The organism is Nocardia anaemiae NBRC 100462, from assembly GCF_001612725.1.
GTDB lineage: Bacteria > Actinomycetota > Actinomycetes > Mycobacteriales > Mycobacteriaceae > Nocardia > Nocardia anaemiae.
In genome coordinates this window covers 219,493-242,604 of sequence record NZ_BDAZ01000012.1, presented here as the reverse complement: position 1 = coordinate 242,604, position 23,112 = coordinate 219,493, and the positions used below count along the sequence as shown (strand labels likewise).

24 protein-coding genes are annotated in these 23,112 nt (G+C 64.2%); 5 read left to right on the top strand and 19 right to left on the bottom strand.

Going from position 1 to position 23,112, the window contains the following annotated elements:
• Window positions 1-24 precede the first annotated feature (24 nt).
• The 3 genes from NA5_RS09240 to NA5_RS09230 all read left to right on the top strand — a co-directional run bounded on the left by NA5_RS09240 (window position 25) and on the right by NA5_RS09230 (window position 5,006).
• Window positions 25-1,977 (top strand): acetoacetate--CoA ligase, encoded by a 1,953-nt coding sequence (locus NA5_RS09240; RefSeq protein WP_062983958.1) that lies wholly within the window; start codon window positions 25-27, stop codon window positions 1,975-1,977.
• Between the two features lie 317 nt (window positions 1,978-2,294).
• Window positions 2,295-3,584 carry a TetR/AcrR family transcriptional regulator gene (locus NA5_RS09235; protein WP_062983956.1) on the top strand — a complete coding sequence of 430 codons (1,290 nt, stop codon included), beginning with the start codon at window positions 2,295-2,297 and terminating at the stop codon, window positions 3,582-3,584.
• A 180-nt stretch (window positions 3,585-3,764) separates the two neighbouring features.
• Entirely contained in the window at window positions 3,765-5,006 is a 1,242-nt protein-coding gene (locus NA5_RS09230; RefSeq protein WP_062983953.1) for a TetR/AcrR family transcriptional regulator, read from the top strand.
• A 13-nt stretch (window positions 5,007-5,019) separates the two neighbouring features.
• Here NA5_RS09230 and NA5_RS09225 read toward each other — a convergent pair whose 3' ends face one another.
• From NA5_RS09225 to NA5_RS09135, 19 genes are all read right to left on the bottom strand, one after another.
• Window positions 5,020-6,180 carry a lipase family protein gene (locus NA5_RS09225; protein WP_062984038.1) on the bottom strand — a complete coding sequence of 387 codons (1,161 nt, stop codon included), beginning with the start codon at window positions 6,178-6,180 and terminating at the stop codon, window positions 5,020-5,022.
• Window positions 6,181-6,426: 246 nt separating this feature from the next.
• Window positions 6,427-7,080 carry a nuclear transport factor 2 family protein gene (locus NA5_RS09220; protein ID WP_245672156.1) on the bottom strand — a complete coding sequence of 218 codons (654 nt, stop codon included), beginning with the start codon at window positions 7,078-7,080 and terminating at the stop codon, window positions 6,427-6,429.
• A 12-nt stretch (window positions 7,081-7,092) separates the two neighbouring features.
• Window positions 7,093-8,271, bottom strand: coding sequence for an MCE family protein (locus NA5_RS09215; protein WP_062983951.1), 1,179 nt, complete (start codon window positions 8,269-8,271; stop codon window positions 7,093-7,095).
• Window positions 8,268-9,314 (bottom strand): MCE family protein, encoded by a 1,047-nt coding sequence (locus NA5_RS09210; protein ID WP_371856387.1) that lies wholly within the window; start codon window positions 9,312-9,314, stop codon window positions 8,268-8,270. The genes NA5_RS09215 and NA5_RS09210 overlap by 4 nt, the downstream gene beginning before the upstream one ends.
• A 29-nt stretch (window positions 9,315-9,343) precedes the next feature.
• Window positions 9,344-10,444: an MCE family protein gene (locus NA5_RS09205; protein WP_062984034.1), complete on the bottom strand. Its 1,101-nt coding sequence runs from the start codon at window positions 10,442-10,444 to the stop codon at window positions 9,344-9,346.
• Window positions 10,444-11,448 carry an MCE family protein gene (locus tag NA5_RS09200; protein WP_062983947.1) on the bottom strand — a complete coding sequence of 335 codons (1,005 nt, stop codon included), beginning with the start codon at window positions 11,446-11,448 and terminating at the stop codon, window positions 10,444-10,446. The genes NA5_RS09205 and NA5_RS09200 overlap by 1 nt, the downstream gene beginning before the upstream one ends.
• Window positions 11,445-12,467 carry an MCE family protein gene (locus tag NA5_RS09195; RefSeq protein ID WP_062983945.1) on the bottom strand — a complete coding sequence of 341 codons (1,023 nt, stop codon included), beginning with the start codon at window positions 12,465-12,467 and terminating at the stop codon, window positions 11,445-11,447. The genes NA5_RS09200 and NA5_RS09195 overlap by 4 nt, the downstream gene beginning before the upstream one ends.
• A 4-nt stretch (window positions 12,468-12,471) precedes the next feature.
• A complete protein-coding gene (locus NA5_RS09190; protein ID WP_062984031.1) occupies window positions 12,472-13,854 on the bottom strand; it encodes an MCE family protein in 1,383 nt (460 codons plus the stop codon).
• A 6-nt stretch (window positions 13,855-13,860) separates the two neighbouring features.
• A complete protein-coding gene (locus tag NA5_RS09185) occupies window positions 13,861-14,724 on the bottom strand; it encodes an ABC transporter permease (protein ID WP_062983943.1) in 864 nt (287 codons plus the stop codon).
• A 1-nt stretch (window position 14,725) separates the two neighbouring features.
• Window positions 14,726-15,577, bottom strand: coding sequence for an MlaE family ABC transporter permease (locus NA5_RS09180; protein ID WP_062983941.1), 852 nt, complete (start codon window positions 15,575-15,577; stop codon window positions 14,726-14,728).
• On the bottom strand, window positions 15,574-15,762 hold the full coding sequence (locus NA5_RS09175) for a hypothetical protein (RefSeq protein WP_062983939.1): 189 nt from the start codon (window positions 15,760-15,762) through the stop codon (window positions 15,574-15,576). The genes NA5_RS09180 and NA5_RS09175 overlap by 4 nt, the downstream gene beginning before the upstream one ends.
• Complete coding sequence (locus tag NA5_RS09170; protein ID WP_062984029.1) at window positions 15,762-15,986, bottom strand: hypothetical protein; 225 nt, start codon at window positions 15,984-15,986, stop codon at window positions 15,762-15,764. The genes NA5_RS09175 and NA5_RS09170 overlap by 1 nt, the downstream gene beginning before the upstream one ends.
• Before the next feature lie 370 nt (window positions 15,987-16,356).
• On the bottom strand, window positions 16,357-17,250 hold the full coding sequence (locus tag NA5_RS09165; RefSeq protein ID WP_062983931.1) for an NAD-dependent epimerase/dehydratase family protein: 894 nt from the start codon (window positions 17,248-17,250) through the stop codon (window positions 16,357-16,359).
• Window positions 17,251-17,279: 29 nt separating this feature from the next.
• Window positions 17,280-19,022 (bottom strand): hydroxysqualene dehydroxylase, encoded by a 1,743-nt coding sequence (locus tag NA5_RS09160; RefSeq protein ID WP_245672155.1) that lies wholly within the window; start codon window positions 19,020-19,022, stop codon window positions 17,280-17,282.
• Between the two features lie 231 nt (window positions 19,023-19,253).
• The gene (locus NA5_RS09155; protein WP_062983930.1) at window positions 19,254-20,378 is read right to left on the bottom strand and encodes a serine hydrolase domain-containing protein; all 1,125 of its coding nucleotides are present in this window, start codon (window positions 20,376-20,378) and stop codon (window positions 19,254-19,256) included.
• 158 nt (window positions 20,379-20,536) lie between these two features.
• Window positions 20,537-20,743 carry a DUF397 domain-containing protein gene (locus tag NA5_RS09150; protein WP_062983929.1) on the bottom strand — a complete coding sequence of 69 codons (207 nt, stop codon included), beginning with the start codon at window positions 20,741-20,743 and terminating at the stop codon, window positions 20,537-20,539.
• Window positions 20,733-20,942 carry a DUF397 domain-containing protein gene (locus NA5_RS09145; protein WP_062983928.1) on the bottom strand — a complete coding sequence of 70 codons (210 nt, stop codon included), beginning with the start codon at window positions 20,940-20,942 and terminating at the stop codon, window positions 20,733-20,735. Before NA5_RS09145 ends, NA5_RS09150 begins: the two co-directional genes overlap by 11 nt.
• 53 nt (window positions 20,943-20,995) lie before the next feature.
• Window positions 20,996-21,202 carry a DUF397 domain-containing protein gene (locus tag NA5_RS09140; protein ID WP_062983927.1) on the bottom strand — a complete coding sequence of 69 codons (207 nt, stop codon included), beginning with the start codon at window positions 21,200-21,202 and terminating at the stop codon, window positions 20,996-20,998.
• Window positions 21,192-22,088 carry a helix-turn-helix domain-containing protein gene (locus NA5_RS09135; RefSeq protein ID WP_062983925.1) on the bottom strand — a complete coding sequence of 299 codons (897 nt, stop codon included), beginning with the start codon at window positions 22,086-22,088 and terminating at the stop codon, window positions 21,192-21,194. The genes NA5_RS09140 and NA5_RS09135 overlap by 11 nt, the downstream gene beginning before the upstream one ends.
• A gap of 436 nt (window positions 22,089-22,524) precedes the next feature.
• On the opposite strand from NA5_RS09135, the gene NA5_RS09125 reads away from it, so the two are divergent.
• Both NA5_RS09125 and NA5_RS09120 read left to right on the top strand, forming a co-directional pair.
• Window positions 22,525-22,830: a hypothetical protein gene (locus NA5_RS09125; protein WP_062983920.1), complete on the top strand. Its 306-nt coding sequence runs from the start codon at window positions 22,525-22,527 to the stop codon at window positions 22,828-22,830.
• Between the two features lie 6 nt (window positions 22,831-22,836).
• A complete protein-coding gene (locus tag NA5_RS09120; RefSeq protein WP_062983918.1) occupies window positions 22,837-23,025 on the top strand; it encodes a hypothetical protein in 189 nt (62 codons plus the stop codon).
• Window positions 23,026-23,112 lie beyond the last annotated feature (87 nt).

Genomic DNA, 23,112 nt, shown 5'->3' with positions numbered 1-23,112 from the left:
AGACTCTCCCCAGGAGGTAATGCGGTGCAACCACAATGGGTGCCGACCGAATCTGATATCGCGAAGGCGCGCATCACCGACTTCGCGGAGTTCGTGGCCGCCCGCACCGGACAGTCCGCGCCGGATTACCGGTCGCTGTGGCAGTGGTCGGTCGATGACCTGCCCGGCTTCTGGGGTGCGCTGTGGGATTACTTCGAGCTCGGCCCGATCGCGGGCGAGGTGCTGGCGAGTTCGGAAATGCCCGGGGCGCAGTGGTTCCCGGGCACGCGGCTGAACTATGTCGATCAGGTGGTGCGGCAGTTCCGCACCGATCGGGCCGCCATCGTCGCGGTGACCGAGGACGCTGCGGTACGCGAGGTGTCCTGGAGCGAATTGATCGACAGCACTGCGGCGCTCGCGCGCACACTGCGTTCGCTCGGCGTGCAGCCGGGTGATCGGGTGGTCGGATATCTGCCGAATATTCCGGAGGCGGTGATCGCCTTTCTGGCCACCGCGAGCATCGGCGCGGTGTGGAGTGCCTGCGGTCAGGACTACTCGCCGAAGGCCGCGCTGGACCGGCTCGGCCAGCTCGAACCAACCGTGCTGATCACCGCCGACGGCTACCGGTTCGGCGGCAAGACCCATGACAAGCGCGACGATATCGCGGCATTGCGGGCCGGATTGGACACCGTGCGGACCACGGTCGCCGTCTCCCAGCTGGGTCTGCCGGTGCCGGACGCACTCACCTGGACCGATGCCGCCACAAATACCGAGGCCGTTGTCATCGAAACCGAGACGGTCGATTTCGACCATCCGCTGTGGATCGTCTTCTCCTCCGGCACAACGGGTCTGCCCAAGGGCATCGTGCACGGACACGGCGGTGTCGTGCTCGAGCATCTCAAAGCCGTTGCGCTGCAAGCCGATATCGGGTCCGACGACACGTTCTTCTGGTACACCAGCCCGAGCTGGATGATGTGGAACTTCCAGGTCGCCGGACTGCTGGTCGGTGCGACCATTGTCTGCTACGACGGCAGCCCCACCTACCCGACTCCGGACGCGCTGTGGCACATCGCATCCCAGGTCGGCGCGACCGTACTCGGCACCAGTCCGGGTTATGTGCTCGCCTGCATCAAGGCGGGTGCGGTGCCGCGCACCGACCACGATCTCACCGCACTGCGGCAGGTGGGCATCACCGGTTCGGCACTGCCGCCCGCATCGGCGGTGTGGTTGGGCGAAAATGTCGGTGACCACGTACAGGTCGCCTCGATCAGCGGCGGCACCGACGTGGTCTCCGCCTTCATCGGCGGCGCGCGGACCGTGCCGACCTGGCCGGGTGAGCTGTCCGCACCTTATCTGGGCGTCGCGCTCGAGGCGTTCGACGCCGACGGCAAGCCGGTCCGCGACGAGGTCGGCGAGCTCGTCATCACCAAACCGATGCCGTCGATGCCGATTCGCTTCTGGCACGATCCGGACGGAACCCGTTACCACGACGCGTATTTCGACATGTTCCCCGGCATCTGGCGACACGGTGACTGGATCACCATCACCGAGCGGGGCAGCATCGTGGTGCACGGCCGCTCCGACTCCACCCTCAACCGCCACGGCATCCGCATGGGCAGCGCCGATATCTACCAATCCGTCGAACGCCTCCCCGAAATCACCGAGGCCCTCGTCATCGGCGCCGAACAATCCGACGGCGGCTACTGGATGCCGCTATTCGTCACCCTCACCCCGGGCACCGCCCTCACCGACGACCTGAAAGCCCGCATCAACACCACCATCCGCACCGAGGTCTCCCCCCGCCACGTCCCGGACGAAATCATCGTCGCCCCGGGCATTCCGCACACCCGCACCGGAAAAAAACTCGAGGTCCCCATCAAAAAGCTGTTCCAAGGCGCCGACCCGACCCGCGTCGTCGAACGCAGCGCCGTGGACAACCCGGACCTACTCGACTGGTACGCCGCCGTCCGCCCGGCCCAGAGGGGGAGTCAATCGTGAATGTCGGCACCGACGATGGGCGGCCTATCGCTCGCGGCGCTCCCCTGGAGCACCTGACGAGGCTAGAACAGTCGCGCACCAAAGTACGTGTACAACCTGCGCGGAAGATAAAGCAACCGACACCCGAACCGTCCACGGAACGGGCATTGTCACTGAACTCATCGACGAGCAGCGCCGTTGATCGACTAGGACATCTCCGCCTCTGTCCCGCTGCTCCTGTCCACAGCTGATCCGACTGCACGTCAGCCACACCCACCTGGGCAAATCAGACCGACCTAGACAGCTGGGGGTGTCGAGGTTGTCGATACCATGGCGGCATGAGTGTCGACAATCGCCGTACGGCGCGCAAGGCGGTCAGCGGCGACTCGGCACCGCGGGAGATTCGGCGCAGGCCGAAGAATCGGCGGGCCCAGATCGCGGCGGCCTCGGCGGCCGCCTTCGGTGCGCTGGGCTATCACGGTGTGAGCATGGAGGACATCGCGTCCGGGCTCGGAATCAGCTCGGCGGCGCTGTATCGGCACTATCCGAGCAAGTACGCGCTGTTCCGGGAGGAATTGCTGCGGGTGGGCCGGGCCATGACCGAATCGGTCGAGTTGCCGGAGGCGACATTCGGCCGGGGGACGGCAGCCGACGGAGTCGGCGGGGTGGGTGAACTCAGGACGCCGGAGCGGCGGCTGCGGCAGGTGCTCGACGCACTGATCGCCGTCACGATCGAGAATCGGCCGACCGTCACCCTGGTGCGCTGGGAGGGCCGCTATCTCGAACCGGAGGATCTGACAACCCTCACCGACCAACAGCTCGCCGTCGTCGGCGCGATCGGTGTGCAATTGGCCGCATTGCGACCGGAACTCGCCGAGGACGAGCTGCGGGTGCTGCGTGCCGCACTGCTGAGTGCGATCACCAGCATTGCCGACCACCATGCCAGTCTGCCCGCGAAATCCCTTGCCCGGCTGTTGAGTTCGGCCTGCTGGTCGATGGTGCCCGCCGAGTTGCCCGCGCTGGAACCGGATGCCGAACTGCCGGTGGCGGCGGAGATTCCGGATTCGTTCAAACATGAGCTGTTGCTGCGCAAGGCCGTCGAACTCTTCCACGATCGCGGCTATCCGAATGTCAGCGTCGAGGAAATCGCTACTGCCGCAGGGCTTTCCGCCGCATCCGCGGTGTACCGGTTCTATCGCGGCAAGAGCGATCTGCTCGCGGCCGCCTTCCGCAGGGCCGCCGACCGGGTTTCCGGCGCGATCGGCCCGGCGGTCGCGGCGGCGGCCGACGCCGAAGAGGCGCTGACCATACTGATCGAACAGTACGTCGACGGCTCGTTCACCGAACGCGAACTGACCTTCGTGTATTACACCGAGTTCCAGCATGTCCCGAGCGACGAGCGCACAGTGCTGCGAAATATCCAGCGGCTCAGCGTCGAAGAGTGGGCCCGGCTGCTGCGCGATGTGCGTCCGGAGCTCTCGCCCGCCGAGGCCCGGTTCCTGATCCACGCGGCCTTCGCGTTGGTGGTCGATCTGGGGCGAAACTTCAGTGCCGAACCGATCGCCTCCCCGGCCCGGGTGCGATTGCTCATGCAGCTGGTCCTGTTCGGCCGTCCGGCCCGGTCGTAGTCCGCGTCCCACCACTTCGATATGCCGCCCGTTTCGGTGCCGGGTATGTTAGTGAGAATTCTTTACCGATTGCGTGGTAGCGATCCACGTAATAGTCCATTTTTGTGATCTCCGATTCAATCCCATTTCAGCCCTGGGAAGAGCCGTCGAACAAGCGTCCGGTTCGGCTAACATCGCGGGATGGATGCCGAGGATCCTCGCGCGGCGGAGGACGCGACCGCAGGCCGCACCGCGCAATCGCGTGAGGTGCGCCGCCGCCCGCGCAACCGCCGGGCGCAGATCGCCGCCGCCTCCGCGGAGGCCTTCGGCGCATTCGGCTATCACGGCGTGAGCATGGAGGACATCGCCTCCCGCCTCGATATCAGCTCTACCGCACTGTATCGGCACTATCCGAGCAAATACGCGCTGTTCCGCGAGGAGGCGCTGCGGCTGGCCGGGCTGAGCACCGAGGCGGTGCGCCTGCCCGAACAACTGCGTGACCGGCCCGCCGCCGAACGCCTCGATCACATCCTCGACGCCCTGATCGCGGCCTCCATCGCGAATCGCCGCAGCGCCGCACTGCTGCGCTGGCAGAACCGCTATCTGGAGGACGCCGATCGCCAGATCCTGATCGATAACCTGATCAGCACCGATTCGGTAGCCAGGGAATTGCTCGCCGAGACTCGCCCCGAGCTGCCCGACGGGGATCGGGCGGTGCTCTCGGCGGCCGCGATGAGCGTGATCGGCAGCATCTCCGATCATCATGTCGCGGTTCCCGTTCGCGCGCTGACGGCCCTGCTGCGATCGGCCTGTCACGCGGTGACCGCATGCGATCTGCCCGCACCGGGCGATGACACCGAATCCCTTGGCGCGAAGGAGGTTCCGCTCACCTTCAAGCACGAGCTGCTGCTGGCGCGGGCCATCGAACTCTTCCATGAGCACGGGTACCCCAATGTGAGCGTGGAGGATATCGCCAATGCGGCTGGCCTGCCCGCCTCGTCGGCGGTGTACCGCTTCTACCGCAGCAAGGGTGACCTGCTCGCGGCCGCGTTTCGCCGTGCGGCGGACCGGGTTTCGGCCGCGATCGGACCCGCTATCGCCGCGTCCGACACTCCGGAACAAGCACTGACCACCCTGATCGAGCTGTATGTGCGGGGTTCGTTCGCCGAGCGCGAGCTGACGTTCGTGTACTACGCGGAGATCAGCAATGTGCCGCCGGAGGATCGGACCGTACTGCGAAATATCCAGCGGCTCAATGTCGAAGAGTGGGCCAAGCTGCTCATCGGAGTCCGCCCGGAGCTCTCCGCGGCCGAATCACGGGTGTTGGTACATGCCGCGCTGGCCTTGGTCGTCGACCTCGGTCAATGGCTCGGCCCCGATAATCCGCTCTGCTCACAGCAGCGCATCGCACACCTCATGCGAGTCATCCTCTTCGGCCGCTGATCGCGGTCCGATCTCAGCAGGCCACAGGCGCGGGCTCGCCACGCATCCGGCCCTCCAGCCACCGCAGCACCTCGGGGGCGCCCTGCACCGCCGCGGACAGATGCTCGGGCGCGGACACCTGCATCGTCTGCAACCGCACCCCGGCACTGCACCAGCGGCGGTCCGTGTTGCCGATGGAGTCGACCGGAATCAGCGGGTCGGCAGCCGAATGCCATTCGAACATCGGTATTTCCGGCACCCCGGGATAGAGTTCCAGACTGTTCTCCTCCACCACCGCCCGCGCGGTACGACTATCGATGAACGAAGTGCTGGTGACGAATTCGCGAGCGCTGCCATTGGCGCCCATGAAGAGGATTTCGTTGGTGCAACTGTTGGCCATGGCGCCACGGAGCGCGAGGCCACGCGGGTTGAGAAAGGCGCCGGTCTGTATCTGGTCCGGATACTCCCGCTCCAGACCGATCGCCGCTGCCATGGCCAGTCCGAAGGCCGGGTGCGGCTCGAGGCCCAGCCCCTGCGCCATCGTCACCAGGTTCTCCGGGACGCCGCCCATGGCCGCGCCCTGGAGCTGCAACTCGGGTGCGTACGACGGCTGCAGCACTGCCGCCCACGCGGTGGCCAATCCGCCACCGGAGTACCCGGCCAGCGCTACCTGGCTGTGCTGTACGGCGAGTTCGGGCAGCCGTTTCACCGCCCGGATGCCGTCCAATACAATCTGACCGCCCAAACGCGCTGCTCCGAGGGCGAACTGCGGTCCGAGATGATCCGGCAGCGCGATACTCCAACCCCGCTGCAGCACCGCATTCAACATCGACACCGTCGTCCCCAGATTCAGATCGCCGCTGTACAGCGTGTGCGATACCGCGCAATTCGTACCGAGCGCATTGATGAAATGCTGATACGACAGCAACGGCGCGTCGGGCTGATGGAGTAGTGGGGTAATAACGGTGGTGGTTGCCGCGATCGGCCCACCGTGGGAGTCGGTGGACCGGAACTTGACCAGCGTGGCGGTGGCGCCTGCGAAGAGGGGCACCGGCGGCAATGCCCGCACGTCGAGCACGTCACCGGGGCTGTGCGCGCCCAGATCCGCCGGTGCGGCGTAGAACGGGTCCGGATCGGGCCACGGATACAACGGTTCCGCGGTTGCCGGTGTCGCCAGCAGCAGGGCGAGTGCCAGACCGCCGAACGCACCGAGGGCATGGGACCAACCGCGATGGCCGCGGCGGAGAAAAAGAGGAATCAGACGAGCCACGATCTCTACCTCCACGGGTTGTGCGGAGCATCCATCGACAAGCCGGGCTGAATTCGAGCGCAATCGTTGGCAAAGTTACAGCGAAATACCGCAGAGGGACCGCGATACGTCGAAAATGGCACTCCTTTCTGCATGGTGCAACGAGATCGACCTCCTCGGGATCGGGGTCAACTAGGACCGCGGCGGGGTGGCCAGCGGTGAATTCACCTTGTTGACCAGCCAGCGGCCATCCACCTTTTCCAGGCGCATCACCATGGAGAGTTGGCCGGGGGCGGGCTTGCCCTGGGTGCCCATGCTGGTGATGGTTTGGCCGATGACGACGATCGCTTCGGCGGAGGTGGTGTCGCCGGATTTGATGGCGCACTGGACGTCGTTGACCTTGGAGACGACTTCGCCCTGGGTAAGTACGTCGCGCAATTCCCTACTGGTGCTGTCGAATTGCCTCTTCCAGTCGCCGGTGGCGCCGTCGAGTACTGCGGCGAAGTATTTGTCGAGGTTCTTGGCGTCGTAGTCGGCGAGGACGGGTGCGTATTGGCAGGCGGCTAGGCGGGCGTCCTCGTGGGCGGTGACTATGGCCTTGTTGTCCTTGTTCTGGAGGTAGAAGACCACCGTTGAAGCGACCGCGGCGGCGAGTAGTAGTGCCGCGGCGACGCGGTAGGCGCGCGCGGTGCGCTTGCTGGGCGCGCGGAGGAACGCAAAGCGTTCGACCGCAGTGACTTTCACCCCGTCGGCGGGAGCGGCATCCTCGTCCGGTGGCGTGTCCGCATCGATATTCTTACCGAGTGTGACGGAAGCATCGGTCTGCGCATTCTCGTTGTCGCTCATAGCTTCTCGTTCCTATCTGCCGGGCGCGGGGCGTGAGAGTTCATTGCCGGTGACACCGGGCGGCGGGCCGGAGCCGTTGTCCGGCACATTCGGGCGTGGCGCATTCGCCGAACCACGCACCTGCAGTGCGGGATCGGTGGTGACGCAGTAGTTGTAGAGCCGCACCCTGGTATCGGCGGTTCTGTCGGTCGGCACCACGGGGATCGTGTCGTAATCGCAGGTCGGTCGCGGCCACGGATCGACCATCGTGTGGTAGGCGTTGTCGTGCGCCGGGATTCCGATGGCTTCCGAACCCGCGCGCAGCGCCGGGAACAGTGCTTCGATGGCCGGTTGGCGCAGCTTGGCCGCCTTGGTGATGGCGACGAAGTTGGTGATCAGATTGGTCATCGGGTCCTGCGTGTCGTGCACGATGCCGCCCAGGGTGGCCAATTGGTCGGGCCCGAGTTCGAGGAATGTGCGCACTTCCTGATCGGCCGCGGTCAGCTGCTGGAACAGTGCGCTGGAGCCGGTGGTCAGCGTGGTCAGATCGGGTTGGGCGTGCGTGGTGGTTTCGGCGATCACCTGCAGGTTCTCGATCAACCGCTGGGTCTGCGGGAGCAGATCGGTCAGGCCGGACATGGCCCGGCTGATTCCGGCGACCATATTGCGCAGCCGATCCGGACCACCGGCCAGCGCCTTGTCGAGTTCGTCGATGATCACATTGAGTCGTGTCGGATTCATTCCGCCGATCAGCCCGCTCATATTCGTGAGCACCGACTGCACCGTCACCGGTGTGCTGGTCGCCGACCGCTCGACGATCGAGCCGTCGGATAGATACGGTCCGCTATCGGAGTCGGGGCGGAAGTCCAGGTACTGCTCCCCCGCCGCTGAGAGCCTGCCGACGGCGACCGTGCCGCCCACCGGAATCCGTGCGGTGTCGTCGATTTCGGCGATGGCGGCAACACCGTCACCGGATACCCGAACATCGAGTACCTTACCGACCCGGCTGCCACGGAAGGTCACGTCATTGTTCGGCGCGAGTCCGCCGGAACTCTTCAGCTCGACCCGGACCCGGTAGGTGCTCGGCAGCGGATTGATTCGCAATACAGCCGCACCGAGGTAGGACATGCCCAGAACAAGCACGACGACCAAGCCGATATTGGCCACCGCGATCCGATGTCGGACCAGCCAGTGCCACAGCGGAATATTCATCGTCCACCGCCCTGCAACCGGCCGATGACCTTCTGGATCACCTCGGCCAGACTGCCGATAAATGCCGGTACATCGCCGAGTTCCGGCCAGCGGCTGCCCTTCGGATCGGTGAGCGCACCGATATCGAGATAGGAGACCGTGGCGGCGACCGCGAGCACCGGACCTTTATAGCTGGCCATGACATTGGGATAGACGGCGTGCAGGCCATCCAGCGTGCCCGCCAGATTGTCACCCATCTGGGTGAAGCCGGACATCAGCCGCTGGATGCTGTCGAACAGGCTCAGGAATTCCGGGCCGGTGGTATCGGTGAAATCACCGAGCGCGGACATGGTGACCGAGACCTTCGCGACGAGTTCGGCAATACTCCTGTTGTTTTCGGCGACCAATCCGATCAGCGGCGGGAAGGTATCCGCGGCTTCCCCCAATTCCGCCTTGCGCCTGGCCATTTCGCCGGTGAGCACATTCAGTCCGGATAGCACGCTGTCGACAGCGGCGGTGCGTGCGTTCACTGCCGTTAGCACATCGGTCATTTCGGTGATCAGATGTGCGAGCTGCGGTGCGCGCCCGGCGAACATCGAATTCATCTCCGTGGCAATCCGGGCCACCTGATTGAGCCCACCGCCGTTGAGCAGCATGGAGATCGACATCATCAACTGCTCGACCGACGCGCCGGTGCCGGTGTGGTCGGGCGCGATGGTGTCGCCGGGACGCAGCATCTCGGCGCTGTCCCGCTTGGCGGGCAGGGTCATGGCGACGAACATGTCACCGAGCGGAGTGGCCTGGCGCAGTTCGGCTGTGGTGCCGCGCGGCAGCTCGATATCCTGCCGGATCTGCATTTCCACATCGGCGAGGAAGTTGGCGGTACTGATGTTCGAGACCATCCCGATTTCGGTGCCGCCGATCTTCACGTGTGCGTTCGCGGGCAGGTTGAGTGCGTCCTTGAAAACGGCGTGTAGCTCATAGCCGGGCCCACCGATGCCCGGCTTCGGCAGTGGCACATTATCGACCGTCACGGCACATCCCGCCGAGGCGACAACAACCATCGCCGCCACGAAAGCCGAACCCGCGGCCCTCATTTGGTGATCCCGAGCAGTGCGGCGGTCAGCCCGAAGTCGGGGCCGAAGTCCTGGATCTTCCCGGTGCGGCAGCCGTCGAGGCGCAGCTGGATGCGCTCACAGAAAAGGGAAAGCGCCTCACCATCCAGTACGGCCTTGTCCAGCAGACCGTGCAGGCGCAGCGACCGGTTCTCGCGGCTCACGGCATTGGTGAAGTTCTCGAAGAAAAGCGGTGCCACATCGGTGATTTCGGTGAGCCCACGGGCATTGGCCCGCATCTGCGCGGTCAAGGTCGTGAATCGGGTGAGCGCGCCGAGCAGTTGTTCGCGATTCCGGCCGACCACGGTCGAGGTATTGGTGACGAAGTCGTTGAGCTGTGTGATCACCGCCTGCAGGCCGGGCGCCTGCTCGCCCATCAGTTGCACGAGTTCGGTGAGCCGACCGCTGAAATCCCTTACCGTCTGGTCGTTCTGGGCAATGATTTCGGTGATCTCATTGAGTTCGACAATGGTATTGGAGATCTGATCGCCGTTGGCGAGGGTGACCTCGAACGCGGACGACAGATCGTCCAGCGTTTCGCGCAGCTTATCGCCATTGCCGTTCAGCAGCGGGAACAGTACGCGGCTTGCCATCGGCCCGGTTTCGCTGTCGCCTTTCAATGCCGCGCCGAGTTGATCGAAGGTTTCGAGAATGCGGTCGAGTTCGACCGGGGTGCGGGTTCGGGCGAGCGGAATGTGCTGGCCGTCGGTCAGTACCGGACCACTGCCCTCGTAGGCGGGGGCGAGTTCCACATGTCTGTTGGTGATCAGCTGTGGTGAAACCAGCGCCGCCATCGCGTCGGCCGGAATGCGCACGCCCTTATCGATGGACATGGTGACTTCGACGTAGCTGCCCTTGGGGGTCACGGTATCGACCCGCCCCACCGGAACACCGAGTACCGCAACGTCATTGCCCGCATAGAGACCGGCGACATTCTCGAAGTCCGCACTGATCTGAAGGTGTTCGCCGAGATACTGATCGGGCAGTGCGGTGAGACTATCGGGCAGCAGCGAACAGCCGGTGGCCACCATTACGGCCAGACCGAGCACCGCCGATTTCAGTAAGGTCCGCGTCTTCATCAGTTGCACCCCTGTACGGCTTGGGCAAAGCACAGCCAGTTGTCCGGAAAAACCCACGGCGCCCACACATCGCCGTAGGGGCCATTGCCGAAGGCATTGTTGAACTGCCGCAGTGCGACCGGCATGATCTCGTAGAGCGAATCGAGGTTGTCCCGGTTCTTTTCCAGGCCCTCGGACATGGTGTTCAGATTCTGGATGAGCGGACCGAGTTGATCCTGGTTCTCCAGCCCCATCTCCTGCAGCAACCTCGACAGGCTCGCGACATTGTCGAGCAGTTGTTTCAGCAGGTTCTGGCGCAGCGCGACGGCATTGCCGATGGCCTCGCCGCGCGTCAGTAGCAGCAGCACGCTATTGCGGTTGTCGGAGGCCAGCTGGGCCACCTGATCCATGCTCTTCAGCAGGGTGTCCACCTCGTCGCGGCGATCATTGATCACCTTGGCCAGCGCGCCTATGCTGTTCAGCGCCTCGACGGTGAGCTGTGGGGAGTCACCCATCTGCTGGCTGAGCACATCCAGTGACTGCCGCAGTTTCGCCGGATCCAGGCGTTCGATCCGCTCGAAGGACGATTTGTAGGTCGGATCCCGGAGAACCTTGCCGAGGTTGTAGGGCACCGAGGTCTGCTTCAGCGGAATTCGATTGTCCGGCAGTCCTTTGCCATTTCCCGGCAGCAATTCGATGTGCAGCTTGCCGAGAATGGTCGTCATCTTGATGGCGGCCGAGGCATCGGGCCCGAGGCGAAGATCCTTGCGCACCTTCAGGTCCACGACGACCTTCGCGCCGTCGAGTCGCACGGCACTCACCGCGCCGACCTCGATGCCGGAGACATCCACCGACGCTCCCGATCGCAGGCCCGCCGCCTGCGCGAACTCGGCGTGAATCGTCTTATCGCCCAGATGCGCCTGCGATAACGCACTCGAGCCGACCAGCAGCACGACGACCGAACCCGCCGCGAGCAGTCCGAGCCACAACAGGCGATTGCGCCTCCGACTCAGCAATGCGGTCATCGGCAGACCTCCGAATGAGAATTGCCGCCGACCTGCGAGAACAGGCCGGGTGGCAGCAGCACGCCCCACAGCGAGACGTCCAGCGAGCAGATGTAGGCATTGGCGTATGCGCCGTAGCTGGTGAACCGGGCGAGTCCATTGAGGACGGTCGGCAGCTCGACCGCCGCCTGATCCAAGGACGCGCCATTGAGGATCAGCAGCGCGACACCGCTGGTCGCATCGTTCTGTGCCCGAGCCAGATTCGGCTTCACCTGACCGATCAGCGCCGCCAGCGAATCGGTGGACTTCGCCACCGTTTCGACCGAGGACTTCAGTGATTCTCCCTGTGCGTAGAGCGATTCGACCAGTGAACGCGCCTGCGTGATAAGGGTTTCCAATTCGCCGCTGCGATTGGCCAGCCCCGCGATCACACTGCTGAGATTGCCGATGACATCGCCGAGAATCTTGTCCCGCTGACCGAAGGTGCCCGCGAGTTCGGCGGCCTGGGTGATCAGCGCACTGAGCGAGACATTGTTGCCCTGCAGGGCCTGGATCAAGGTTTCCGAGAGCGAATTGACCTGATCCGGTTGCAGCACACTGAACAGCGGTTCGAAACCCGACAGCAGCGATGACACATCGAACGAGGGTTCGGTGCGCTCGACGGGAATCGCGGACCCGGCAGTCAGCACGGTGCCCTCGTCCTTGCCGGGAGCCAGCGCGATATAGCGCTGGCCGATCAGATTCTGGTAGCGCACAAGGGCTTTCGTTGTCGTGGTCAGGCGCTGGTTGCGCTGGATGCGGAAGTCCACCCGCGCCTTGTAGTCGCCGTCGAAATCGATGGCGTCGACGCGCCCGACCCGCACACCCGCCATCCGGATGTCATCGCCGACCCGAAGGCCGAGCACATCGGTGAAAGTGGCCGAGTACGAATCGGTATCGCCGGTCACCGAACGTTGCAGCGTCGACCAGATCGTGTACGTCAGCAGCATCGCGACCACGGCGAACAGACTGAATCCGGCTAGTGCTTTCCCTGATTTCATGTGCTCACCGCCCCTCGTCCGGTGCGGTGTCGTAGACGGTCACCGAGCCACCGGCGAGTATCGGAGCCATTAGCAGGTACTGCGCGGTGGTCGGTCGGCCGCCGACGATCGCCGCCGCGGCATCGAGGCCGCGCAGATCCGAATTCGGCTGGGCCGATCGATCCGCCGCTGGTGCGGTGCTGCCCGGAATCGTCGGCAGCCCGGGAATACTCGGTAGTCCGGGAATACCTGGTAGGCCTTGCGTTGGAGCAAGGGGCGCTGGACCCGCGGCTGCCAACCGCTGCGGCATCAGCTGCAGCGGAAACTCCTGCGGCGGTGCGACATCCGGCACCGTACTACCACCACAGCGCGGACCGGACATGGTGCCGTAGTGCGGACAGTCCTTGGCCGTGTACTGCTGGAACGGCGTGAAGCTGACATCCATCTTCCACACCAGCCGACCCGGTCCGAATCCGAAGGCCGTGCCGAGTCGCCGCAGCGTGGCATTGAGGTTGGCGGCGGTATCCGGGATGGCCTGCGGATCCCTGGCCAGACCGCCGAACAGGCCGTCGAGTCCGACGACCAGATCCTTCCCGGCGTCCGGATTGCGTGCGAACAGCGAATTGAGCGAATCGACCGCGCCGCTGGCATTGGTCAGCAGTGCGACCAGGTTGTCGCGCCGCTCGGTGAGTGTGCGCGCCGTGGTCACCGAATCGGAGAGCACACCGACCAGCTCCGGCGCCGAAACGCTCAGCGCCGTCACCGCCCGGCCGAGATTGCCGAGCAGATCGCCGATGCCGGGAATCGCGTGCACCTGGGTGAGCCAGGTATCGAGGCGTTCGATGGTGGAACCCGGCACCCGCGCGGCGGGATCCAGCGCGTCGGCGAGTGTCGCGAGCACCCGGCCCAGCTTCTCCGGCTGGATGTGGTCGAGCACATCGCGCAGCACACTGAGCGTGGTCTGCAACCGCACTGTCCCTTCGCTGGTGTCCTCGAGAATTCGCGCGCCGGCGCGCAGGGTTTCGGTCGCGTGCCCGTTGTCGACGAGTTCGATGGCGGTCACGCCGAAGATATTGTTGGGGATCACCCGCGCCGTGACATTCGCCGGAACCAGGCCAGCCACAGCGGGTTTCAGATCCAATGCCGCATTTTGACGTTCGCCCCTGGCGACGACATCGACACCGGCCACCGAACCCACGACCATGCCGCGGAATTTCACATCGGCATGGGTGGGCAGCCCGTCGCCGGTGCTGGTGAGCACGGCGACGACCGACACCTTGTCCTGGAAATATCCGGTATAGCGCAGGCCGAGCAGGTACAGCAGCAATGCCGCCGCCGTGGCCATGGCGATTCCGGCGAGGGTGAGTTGACGTGCGGTGGGTCCGCGCCCACTTGGATCGAGCAGCATCGCCACCTATCCCGAAATCCGGAATCCGGGGTCGATTCCCCAGATCGCAAGGGTCAGAAACAGATTCACAAACACCATGACGACGATCACCATCTTGATCGCACGGCCCGCGGCGTGGCCGACGCCTTCCGGACCGCCGGTGGCGATATAGCCGTAGTAGCACTGGATAAAGGTCGAAATGAGGACGAACACAACCACTTTGACGACCGAGAACAGGACATCGATACCGTTGAGGAACTGGAAGAAGTAGTGGTCGTAGGTGCCAGCGGAGGTGCCGCCGAGGAATAGCACGGCCAGCTTCGTCATCAGATACGCGACGGCGAGGCCGACGCTGTAGAGCGGGACGATGGTCAGCGTGGCGGCGATCATCCGCGTGGTGACCAGATATGGAAGTGGCCGGATGGCAATGGATTCCAGCGCATCGATCTCCTCGGAGATCCGCATCGCACCCAATTGCGCGGTGAAGCGACAGCCCGCCTGGATGGCGAAGGCCAGAGTCGCCAGGATCGGACCGATTTCACGCGTGGTCGCGAAACCAGAGATCGCGCCGGTCAGCGGATTCATGGTGAGCAGATTCAGCGCGGTGTAGGACTCCATGCCGACGGTGATCCCGCCGAATCCGCACAGGATGATGACCACGCCGACCGTGCCGCCGCCGACGATGAGCGAACCATTGCCCCAGCCGACATCGGCGGTCAGCCGCAGCACTTCCTTGCGATAGTGCCTGAGCACGAACGGAATCGCCGCGACCGCTTGGCAGAAGGTGATCGCCTGATGGCCGAGTCGCCGGTTGGCCTGAATCGGCACGCTGGCGACCGCGCCCACCGCGCGAAACGGCTTCAGGGCGGGCGGGGTGTATCGGGTACCCATCTCAGATCACCTTCGCCGGGAACAGCGTGTTGTAGATCTGGGTGATGATGATGTTCGTCGCGAACAACATCAGCGCCGAGTTGACCACCGCCGCATTCACCGAGTTGGCGACCCCGCCGGGACCGCCCTTGGTGTGCAGACCGATATCGCAGGCGATGATGGCGGTGAGCGCACCGAAGATGGCGGCCTTCACCAGCGCGATCACCAGATCGTTCGCCACCGCGAAGGAGGCGAAGGTGCTGATGAACGAACCCGCCGTGCCGCCCTGGGCGTACACGTTGAACATATAGCCGGTCGCGAACCCGACGAAGACCACGAATCCGCACAGCAGGATGCTGACCAGGATTGCGGCCAGCAGTCGCGGCGCGACCAGTCGGCGCACCGGATCGACACCCATCACCATCATCGCGTCGATCTCCTCGCGAATGGTGCGAGAGCCGAGGTCGGCGCAGATGGCCGAACCGACCGCACCCGCAATCATCAGCGAGGTGACCAGCGGCGCACCCTGCCGAATAATGCCGAGACCACTGACCGCGCCGATAAAGGTCGTCGCACCAACCTGATTCACCAGCGCACCGACCTGGATCGAGACGACGACGGCGACCGGAATCGCGACGAATACGGTCGGTGCGGCCGAAACGCTCGCCATGAACGCGCACTGCTTGATGAACTCGTGAAAGGGGAAGCGGCGCACCAACATCGCGCGCAGCATCTCTGCGAAGGCATCGCGCATGAGCCGGACCTGGCGACCCAACGTCTCCAGTGATCGCTGTGGATGCCGTTGCCACAAGCCTTTCAGGTCTTCGACCGCGCGTTCTAAATCCGTTGGCCTTTCGGTGCTTTGGCTGCTCATGCCGACCCGCTGAGTTGATGCTGCAGCAGGACGAGGAGATAGCCGACCACGGCGATACCCGCGAAGGCGGTGCTGAGCACGGCGAGCCAGAGCCCGAAGCGCAGCACCGGATTGACTTTCATCCGCCCCCCGAGGATCTTGACGCCGATCACCAAGATGTCGATGAGCCAAACCAAGATCATCATCAGGTCATGCACACATTCGAGAAGGTGAGCACCGGCCAGCACACGATCGAGCCGAGGAAGGAGATGACCACGTCGATGCCGTGCATGCGATGCAGATGGCTGGTGTGGGTCAGCGTCCAGATGAGGCCGACGATCCCGTATGGAATGGCGAGAATGATGATGGTGCCGAGGAATTCGGAGACCTTCATCTCGTAGCTGAATATTCGATCCAGCTTCTCGAGCATGCGCCTGTGTCCTTTCTCGCGCCGCCCGCGCGGCACGGCCGATACGCACCGGGACGAGGTATCGCTGCGGCGCGAGTGCGGCCGATCACGCTGCGATCGGTCGGGTATGGGTCCGTATGTTACGCATGATTCCGTCGGCTGTGGAAGAACTTGAGAACACTTAGTTCGGTGAATCTCGGTAGAGAACCCAGTACAACCAGCTACACTCGGTTCAAATCATCGAGAATCTCGAGTAACATAACCGGCCGCTTGCCTGCTTCGCGCCGGTTCGGACGACAGGAGCGTTCGATGAGGGCAACGCGGATGCCGAGGCAATCCAGCGACAGCAACGGACCGATCCGCGCTGCCACATCCGGGAGTAGCAGCACCGCTAGTCCGAGTAGACCCGCCACATCTGGTCGACTATCGCCGCGATATCGGAATACGTTGGCACCCAATCCAATTGGTTCATCGCCTTGGCGGGATCGGCGACCAGCGCGCTCGGCTCCGGCACCGCCGGGCGATGGACGAGTGGCACGCGACGTCCCGATACCTTTTCGACGGCGGCAACAACCTGGCGGACACTCGCGCCCCGACCGCTACCGATCACGTACCGCTCGGTCGTGCCCGGCGATGGCAGGTGTTCGAGCGCGGCTACGAACGCATTCACGGCATCGGAAAGGTGCACATAGTCACGGACCGAGGTGCCGTCGCCGTTGACCTGCAACGGTTCATTCCGTGCCGCAGCTCTGAGCACCCTCGGGATGAGCCGAGTGGGGTCAGGATCGCATCCGCCCGCCACATTCGACAGCCGAAGTACAGCAGCGGCGGCATCGTGGGCTTCGACGGCTGCTTCGGCCGCCAGCTTGCTGCTCGCGTACGGATGGGGTGGGTTATCGGGGAGTTCCTCGGTGATCGGCCGCCCACCGACATCGCCGTAGATCGCGCCGGTCGAGGCGAATACCAGCCGGGGCACCTCGGCGGTCGACATGGCATCGAGTAGGGCGATGGTCCCGACGGTGTTGACACCGAAGTACCAGAGTGGGTCGGCCATCGACTCCCGCACCCGGGTCAGCCCGGCCAGGTGACACACCGCATCCATGCCGTCGACAGCGCTGCGAAGTGCATCTGAGTCGAGCAGGTCGGCAACGCGGATCTGGTTGGCATGCGCGATGTTCGGCTGCTCCGAATGCACCATGGCGACGGTGTCGTGCCCGGCCGCCGCCAAGGCCGCGACGACGGCCCGACCGAGGTAACCCGCAGCTCCCGTGACAAGTACGCGCATGGCGCGAGCCTATGGAAGGCCCTGGTCGGCTACCGGATCGGGTAGCGACGGTCGATGATGTCGAACATATTGGGTTGGCCCGCTTTGTAGAGCTCGCGGTCGACGAGTTTGAGCGGTTCCCAGAGCGGCATGGTGAAGCGGGGGGTGACAATGGCGAGTCCGGCCGATGAGCCGGATGCGTGCAGGATGGCATTGGCGGCGAGGCGGCCGCCTTCGTTCGCGCCCTCCATGCAGGCGACATTCATGCCGGTCTTGATCCAGTCGCCTGCGAGGAAGAGGTTGTCGATTGCGGTGGCGGCGTCGGGGCGGTCGGACCACGAGCCGGGGTTCTGGATGAAAATCGCGTCGTCGTAGGCGATTTCGGGCGTGCCAGCATCGGTGAGGGCCGGGTCGATCATCCAGGAGTGCAACATATCGTCGCTGAGCTGGACTTCGCCGTCGTCATTGACGTGCGCCTTGATCTGCGCCCAGGTTTCGCTGGCGATCTCCTCGGGGGTGCACTGCATGGCGGGCTTGCGGTTGAAGGTGCCCGGCTCTTCCCATTCGGAGATGATGGCGGACAACACATCCTGGACGGTGCCGTCGCCGTAGGTGGTCAGCGGCCGTCGCCAGAATTGCGCCTCGCTGATCGAGGTCAGTCCCCATGGCGCGTCGTTGTAGCCGACGTGGCCATTGGCCAGGTCCACGCGTTTGCGCAGGAAGAATTGGATGCCGACCATCCAGGCGGCCTGCAGGTTCCGGATGCGCTCGAGATTCGGGTCGGCCGCGGCCATATCGTCGGTGAGCACGTCGGGGAACTTGTCGAGCGGGATGGCGCAGAGGTAGTAGTCGGCCTCCACCCGATGACGCGCGCCGCCCTGGTCGGTCACGGTGGCCGAGGTGAGATGCGCGCCGTCGCTGTCGAAGCCCGAAAGACGCTGGCCGAGTTGGAAAGTCACGCCGATCGAGCGCAGATAGTCGATCCACGGATTGATCCACGCCTCGGTGGTGGGGCCGTTGAGCACACGGTCGTTGCCCTTGCCGTCGCTGTCGTTGTTGAGGTTCAGCAGCGACCAGACATATTCCTCGCCGACCAGCCCGATCGAATGTGCGCTGCAGTTGGCGGATTTGGTGGCGACGAGTTCGCGGATGAAGCCGTCGCCCAGGAAGCGATTGTATTCCGGGGACGAGTTGTCCAGGCGCGCGAAATCGGTCCAGGTCATACGCTCCCACTGCCCTAGCTTGCGCTCGGTGCTGCTGGAGACGTAGACGGCCAAGCGCTCCGCGGCGAAGACCGCCTCGGGCAGCGGCAGCCGGAACAGCGATTCGAAAACCGATGCGACAGAGTCGATGAATCCTTTAGGCGTCATCGGAAATTGGGACAACGGCAGTGGGAGCGGCAGGGGGACGGTGAGATTGTGCCGATCCATGCCCGCGATCATTGCCGCATTGAGTCGCACCAGGTTGTCCCATACGCCGTTCGCGTTGCCGGGGAAGGGGATCCGGCGCAGCGTATCGGGCAGATTGTGATAGAAGCCGAAGAAGCTGCGGAATCCGTGTTCGCCGGGTAGCCCGTCGGCGTAGATACTGCGGGTCTTGCCGCCGAAGGCGCCGAGCTTCTCGTACACCGTGACCGCGAAGCCGCGTTCGGCTAGTTCGTGCGCCGCGGTCAGACCCGCGGGCCCCGCGCCGAAGACCGCCACGGATCGGCCCGGCTGGGCGCTGGCCCGACCGCCGGTGGGCGCCAATGTCATGGCGGCTGCGACACCACCGACCATGGCGGCGTTTCTCATGAATGTTCGTCGCGACTGCTTGGTCCGCATGCTGAATCTCCCGACCATCCGGCCTGCCACGTCCATGTGAGCCGCGCGCAGGCGCCTGCGATGTCGCAAGATGTTACCGACTATTCTTCTGATACGTGACGGATTCCGTTCAGTAGATCGGAGCGCAACTAGTCTCAGGCGCAATGATCACGTGAATTCGCCGCCCATCACGCACCGCCACGATGTTGCTACTGATTCTCCTCAAGGGCAGAGAGCGTGCGAAAGTATGGTCGTCAGATCGGGCATGGCTTTCGGTGACTTCGTATAGGCGTAGGTCACCGCCCGACCATCCGGTGTGGCGCCGGAGACCGTGAGGAAGCCGTAGATGCCGCCGGTGTGCCCGACATACTCTGCGCCACAGGGCAGCCGAGTGGAGCTGATGCCGAGTCCGTAGTTCATATCCGCCTGCCCCATCGGCACACCGGTCCGCATCTCCCGCAGTTCGGCGGCCGGAACGACCCGTCCGGCCAGCAGCTCCTGATAGAAGCGGTTCAGATCGTTGCCGGTGGAGACCATTCCGCCCGCACCCCACGGCACCGAAGGTTCGATACGCGACACATCGGTGACCACGCCATCGATATCGGCGTAGCCCTTGGGATGCGGTCCCCGGATATCCAGCTCGCCCGGCGCGGGCAGGTAGGTGTCGTCGAGCCCCAACGGCTTCAGGATCCGCCGATTCAACTCGTCGACATACGCCGCACCCGTGACCCGTTCGACCAGCAGATCCGCCACGATGTAGTTCGAGTTGCTGTACTCGAACCGCGCACCGGGCGCGAAATCCGCTGGCATGCTGAGGATTATCGCGATCTGCTCGGCCGGTGTCATGATCCGTCCCGCCAGCGCCGCCGCATACTCGTCGACGCGGGGGTCATCGGTGAGTTCCGGCAAACCGCTTTGGTGCCGCAGGATCTGACGCACGGTGATCGCCCGCCCGTCGATCCCTTCGCCCCGCAACAGCCCCGGCAGATAGGTATCCACCGGCTCATCGAGCCGAACCTTGCCCTCCGCCACCAACTGCAACACCACCGCACTGGTGAACGTCTTGCTGATACTGCCGATCCGCACCCGCTGCGGTTGCGCGACCGGAATCGGCGCACGGGTACCGATATCGGCCACTCCGCTTGTGAGCGTGACCGTCTGCCCGTTCTCGGTCAACGTCGCGATCATCCCCGTGACCCCACCCTCGACCGCCTGATCGATATCCCCCTGGACCACCCGAATCCTGTTCTCCGACACCTCCTCCGACGCATCCTTCCCCGCACCCGGCGCGCACCCCACGAGTAGGGCAACCACACCAGCAGCAATACCTGACGTCACAAGGCGCATACCTCGACGCTAGGAATTTCCGCCAACCCCCACATCCGGGTCGCCCCCTGAGATCTCCCCGGGGTGGCCCCCTAGCACCAGCGGGTGATCTATCGCCCAGACATGGATCGAGCCCGATCCGAAGTTCGGACCGGGCTCGATAGCTCCGAAGCGGAACACTATCGGCGCTCGAACTCGCCGTCGACAACGCCAGCGGTGAAGGCAGCCCAGACACCGGCGGTGAATAAAAGCGCTGGGCCAGTGGGATTCTTGGAGTCGCGAACGCCAATCGTGTTGCCGTCGAAGAAGGCGACCTCTACGCACTGACCACTGGACTCGCTATAGCTGCTCTTGAACCAACGCGCCCCAGGCAGGTCAACGTTCACTGTCGAACCTTCCCGCCACCACGCCAGCAGTGAAGGCGGCCCACTCACCGGGAGCGAAGACCAGCGCCGGGCTAGTGGGATTCTTCGAGTCACGGACGCCGACTATGCCTCCGTCAAGGAATGCGACCTCCACGCACTGACCATTCGACGCGCTGTAGCTGCTTTTGAGCCAGCGCGCCCTGGAGATGTCAACGGTCACCGTACTTCTCCTTCACCGCCTGTGTGAACCGAACTCGGCAGAGTGGAACGAGCTTAGGGTTGAGCGAATTCGCCGTTCACTACGCCAGCGGTGAACGCAGCCCACTCACCGGGCGTGAAGACCAGCGCCGCTGCGATGGGATTCTTTGAATCACGGACGCCGACCAAGCCACCGTCGAGGAACGCAACCTCCACGCATTGACCGCTCGTCTCGCTATAGGTGCTCTTGAACCAGCTCGCCTTGGACAGGTCAACGTTCACTACTGAATCTCCTTGCTACCTGCCGTATCAGGTCTCGCGACTTTGTCTCATCCAGCGCAGTGCACCGAACGGCCTCAGCGTACTCATGGTAGCGCTGCACGAGTTCGGGCCGGTCAATGTACAGATCACTGCTCATCGCGCCATCGAGATAGACCACGGGCGGCTCGACAGGCTCTCTCTTGCTGTCCGTTCCGAAGTCGAGTAACACGAACGGGACTGCGGGCAGTCCCCACACGGACCCGGCGGTGAATGGGTGTATCCGGACGGTGACATTCGGGAGAGTGCTCCTCTCGGCGAGTTGGCGAAGCTGTGCCGACATGACCTGTGGGCCACCGATCATTCGATGCAGGGCTGACTCATGCAGCAGGACCTCCAATGCAAGCGGCCGTACCTTTCGCGTGACGATGACCTGTCGATCGAGCCGGACCTGCACGCGACGTTCGATGTCTTCCTCACTGCCATCGACGTAGAACGCACGGATCATGCCTCGCGCATAGTCCGGGGTTTGCAACAGGCCGGGCACCAGCTCTTGGTAGGAGATCAGGCGGCGCGCAGCACGTTCCATGTCGACATACATGTTGAACGCGTCGCTGAACAGTCCACCGAGGGACGTGATCCCGCCCTCGTCTTTGGCCGCCGCTGCCCGCGAGGCCAGTCCGACCGCCTGCTCGGTGGCATCGGGCTCCACCTCATACAGCGAACATAACTCGCGCACATCCTGACGCCGCGGTTTAACGGTGCGGCCGGTCTCCAGGCGCTGTAATCCGTTGTAGCTCAGCTGAACTGCCGTGGCGGCATCTTGAATTGCAAAGCCGCGCCCCTCGCGCTTCTCGCGCAGGAAACGGCCCAGCTGGCGGCGCAGCAGCGTCGGCGACTCCTCAGACATCGGATTCCTCCCCACACAGTGAATGCACTTGCGCTCGAATTCCGAACACGGTTTTACAGCACATTCGCACAGCGTCTTGGGGCTTTCCGCGAGTTCATCTGAACATTCGGATTTCACTCGTACGGTCACCGGCACGGTGGTGTGCTGAAACCGCGCTCGGAGAGAACTTTTCCCAGATCAGGAGTTGTTTTCGGGGCCCGAGCGCACCCACCATCGTCGAGGTCCGGGGAGGTCGGCACGTGCCGAATCGAGAACTGCCACAGCGAGATCCCTTCGTCGGTCCGCCGACCGCTTATCGCGGTGCGCCGGTCGATGTGGTCGAACAGTTCGCGGGCGCGGTCCGCGAGTGGGCCGAGCAGTCTGCTCTCTCCGAGTCGCCCCGATGCCGGGGGGTCGAGTCCTCCGACACCGGGTGCACGGACGGTGAGGTTTCGTAATGCGTCGAGATGCCTTGCGCACCAGTCGAACCCAGGACGGCGGCAAGGTCGCGGTCTGGCAGTTGATCGGAAGTTCCGCCCGCATCCTGCGCTTACAGCTTTCCGGAGAGTCGTTTACGGCCTATCGCCTGCCGTCGCGCACGACGCTGCTGAGTGCCCAACCCGGCACGGTCGTGTTCGACGCCGATGCGGACCTGGCTGACGCCCGAGAGCTGTTTCCCCAGCACGAGGATCTGTGGGATGTCCTGCGCGACGAGTACTGGGCCGCTCTTCTGAGCCGGACCGACCTTCCGAACTCGTTGTGACGCAGCATGTCTCGACCACCGCGAAACGAAATCTCACCGTCCATCGAAGCGCTACTCGTCGCCTTCCACCAAGACACCTGGCGCAAGCTCGAACTCGCTCCTACCGACAGCCGCCCGCTGTGTCACCACGCGGACGGCTCCGTGTACGAGGTCGGCGAAGACGGCTGGCCCACCGAGTACGACGAGCCCGACTAACGTCACGCACATCCAATGCGTACCTCGCATAGGTTGCGGCTTGTGCGAGGTTGCCACTGGCTATGCGACAGCCGTGGACTCTGCGGT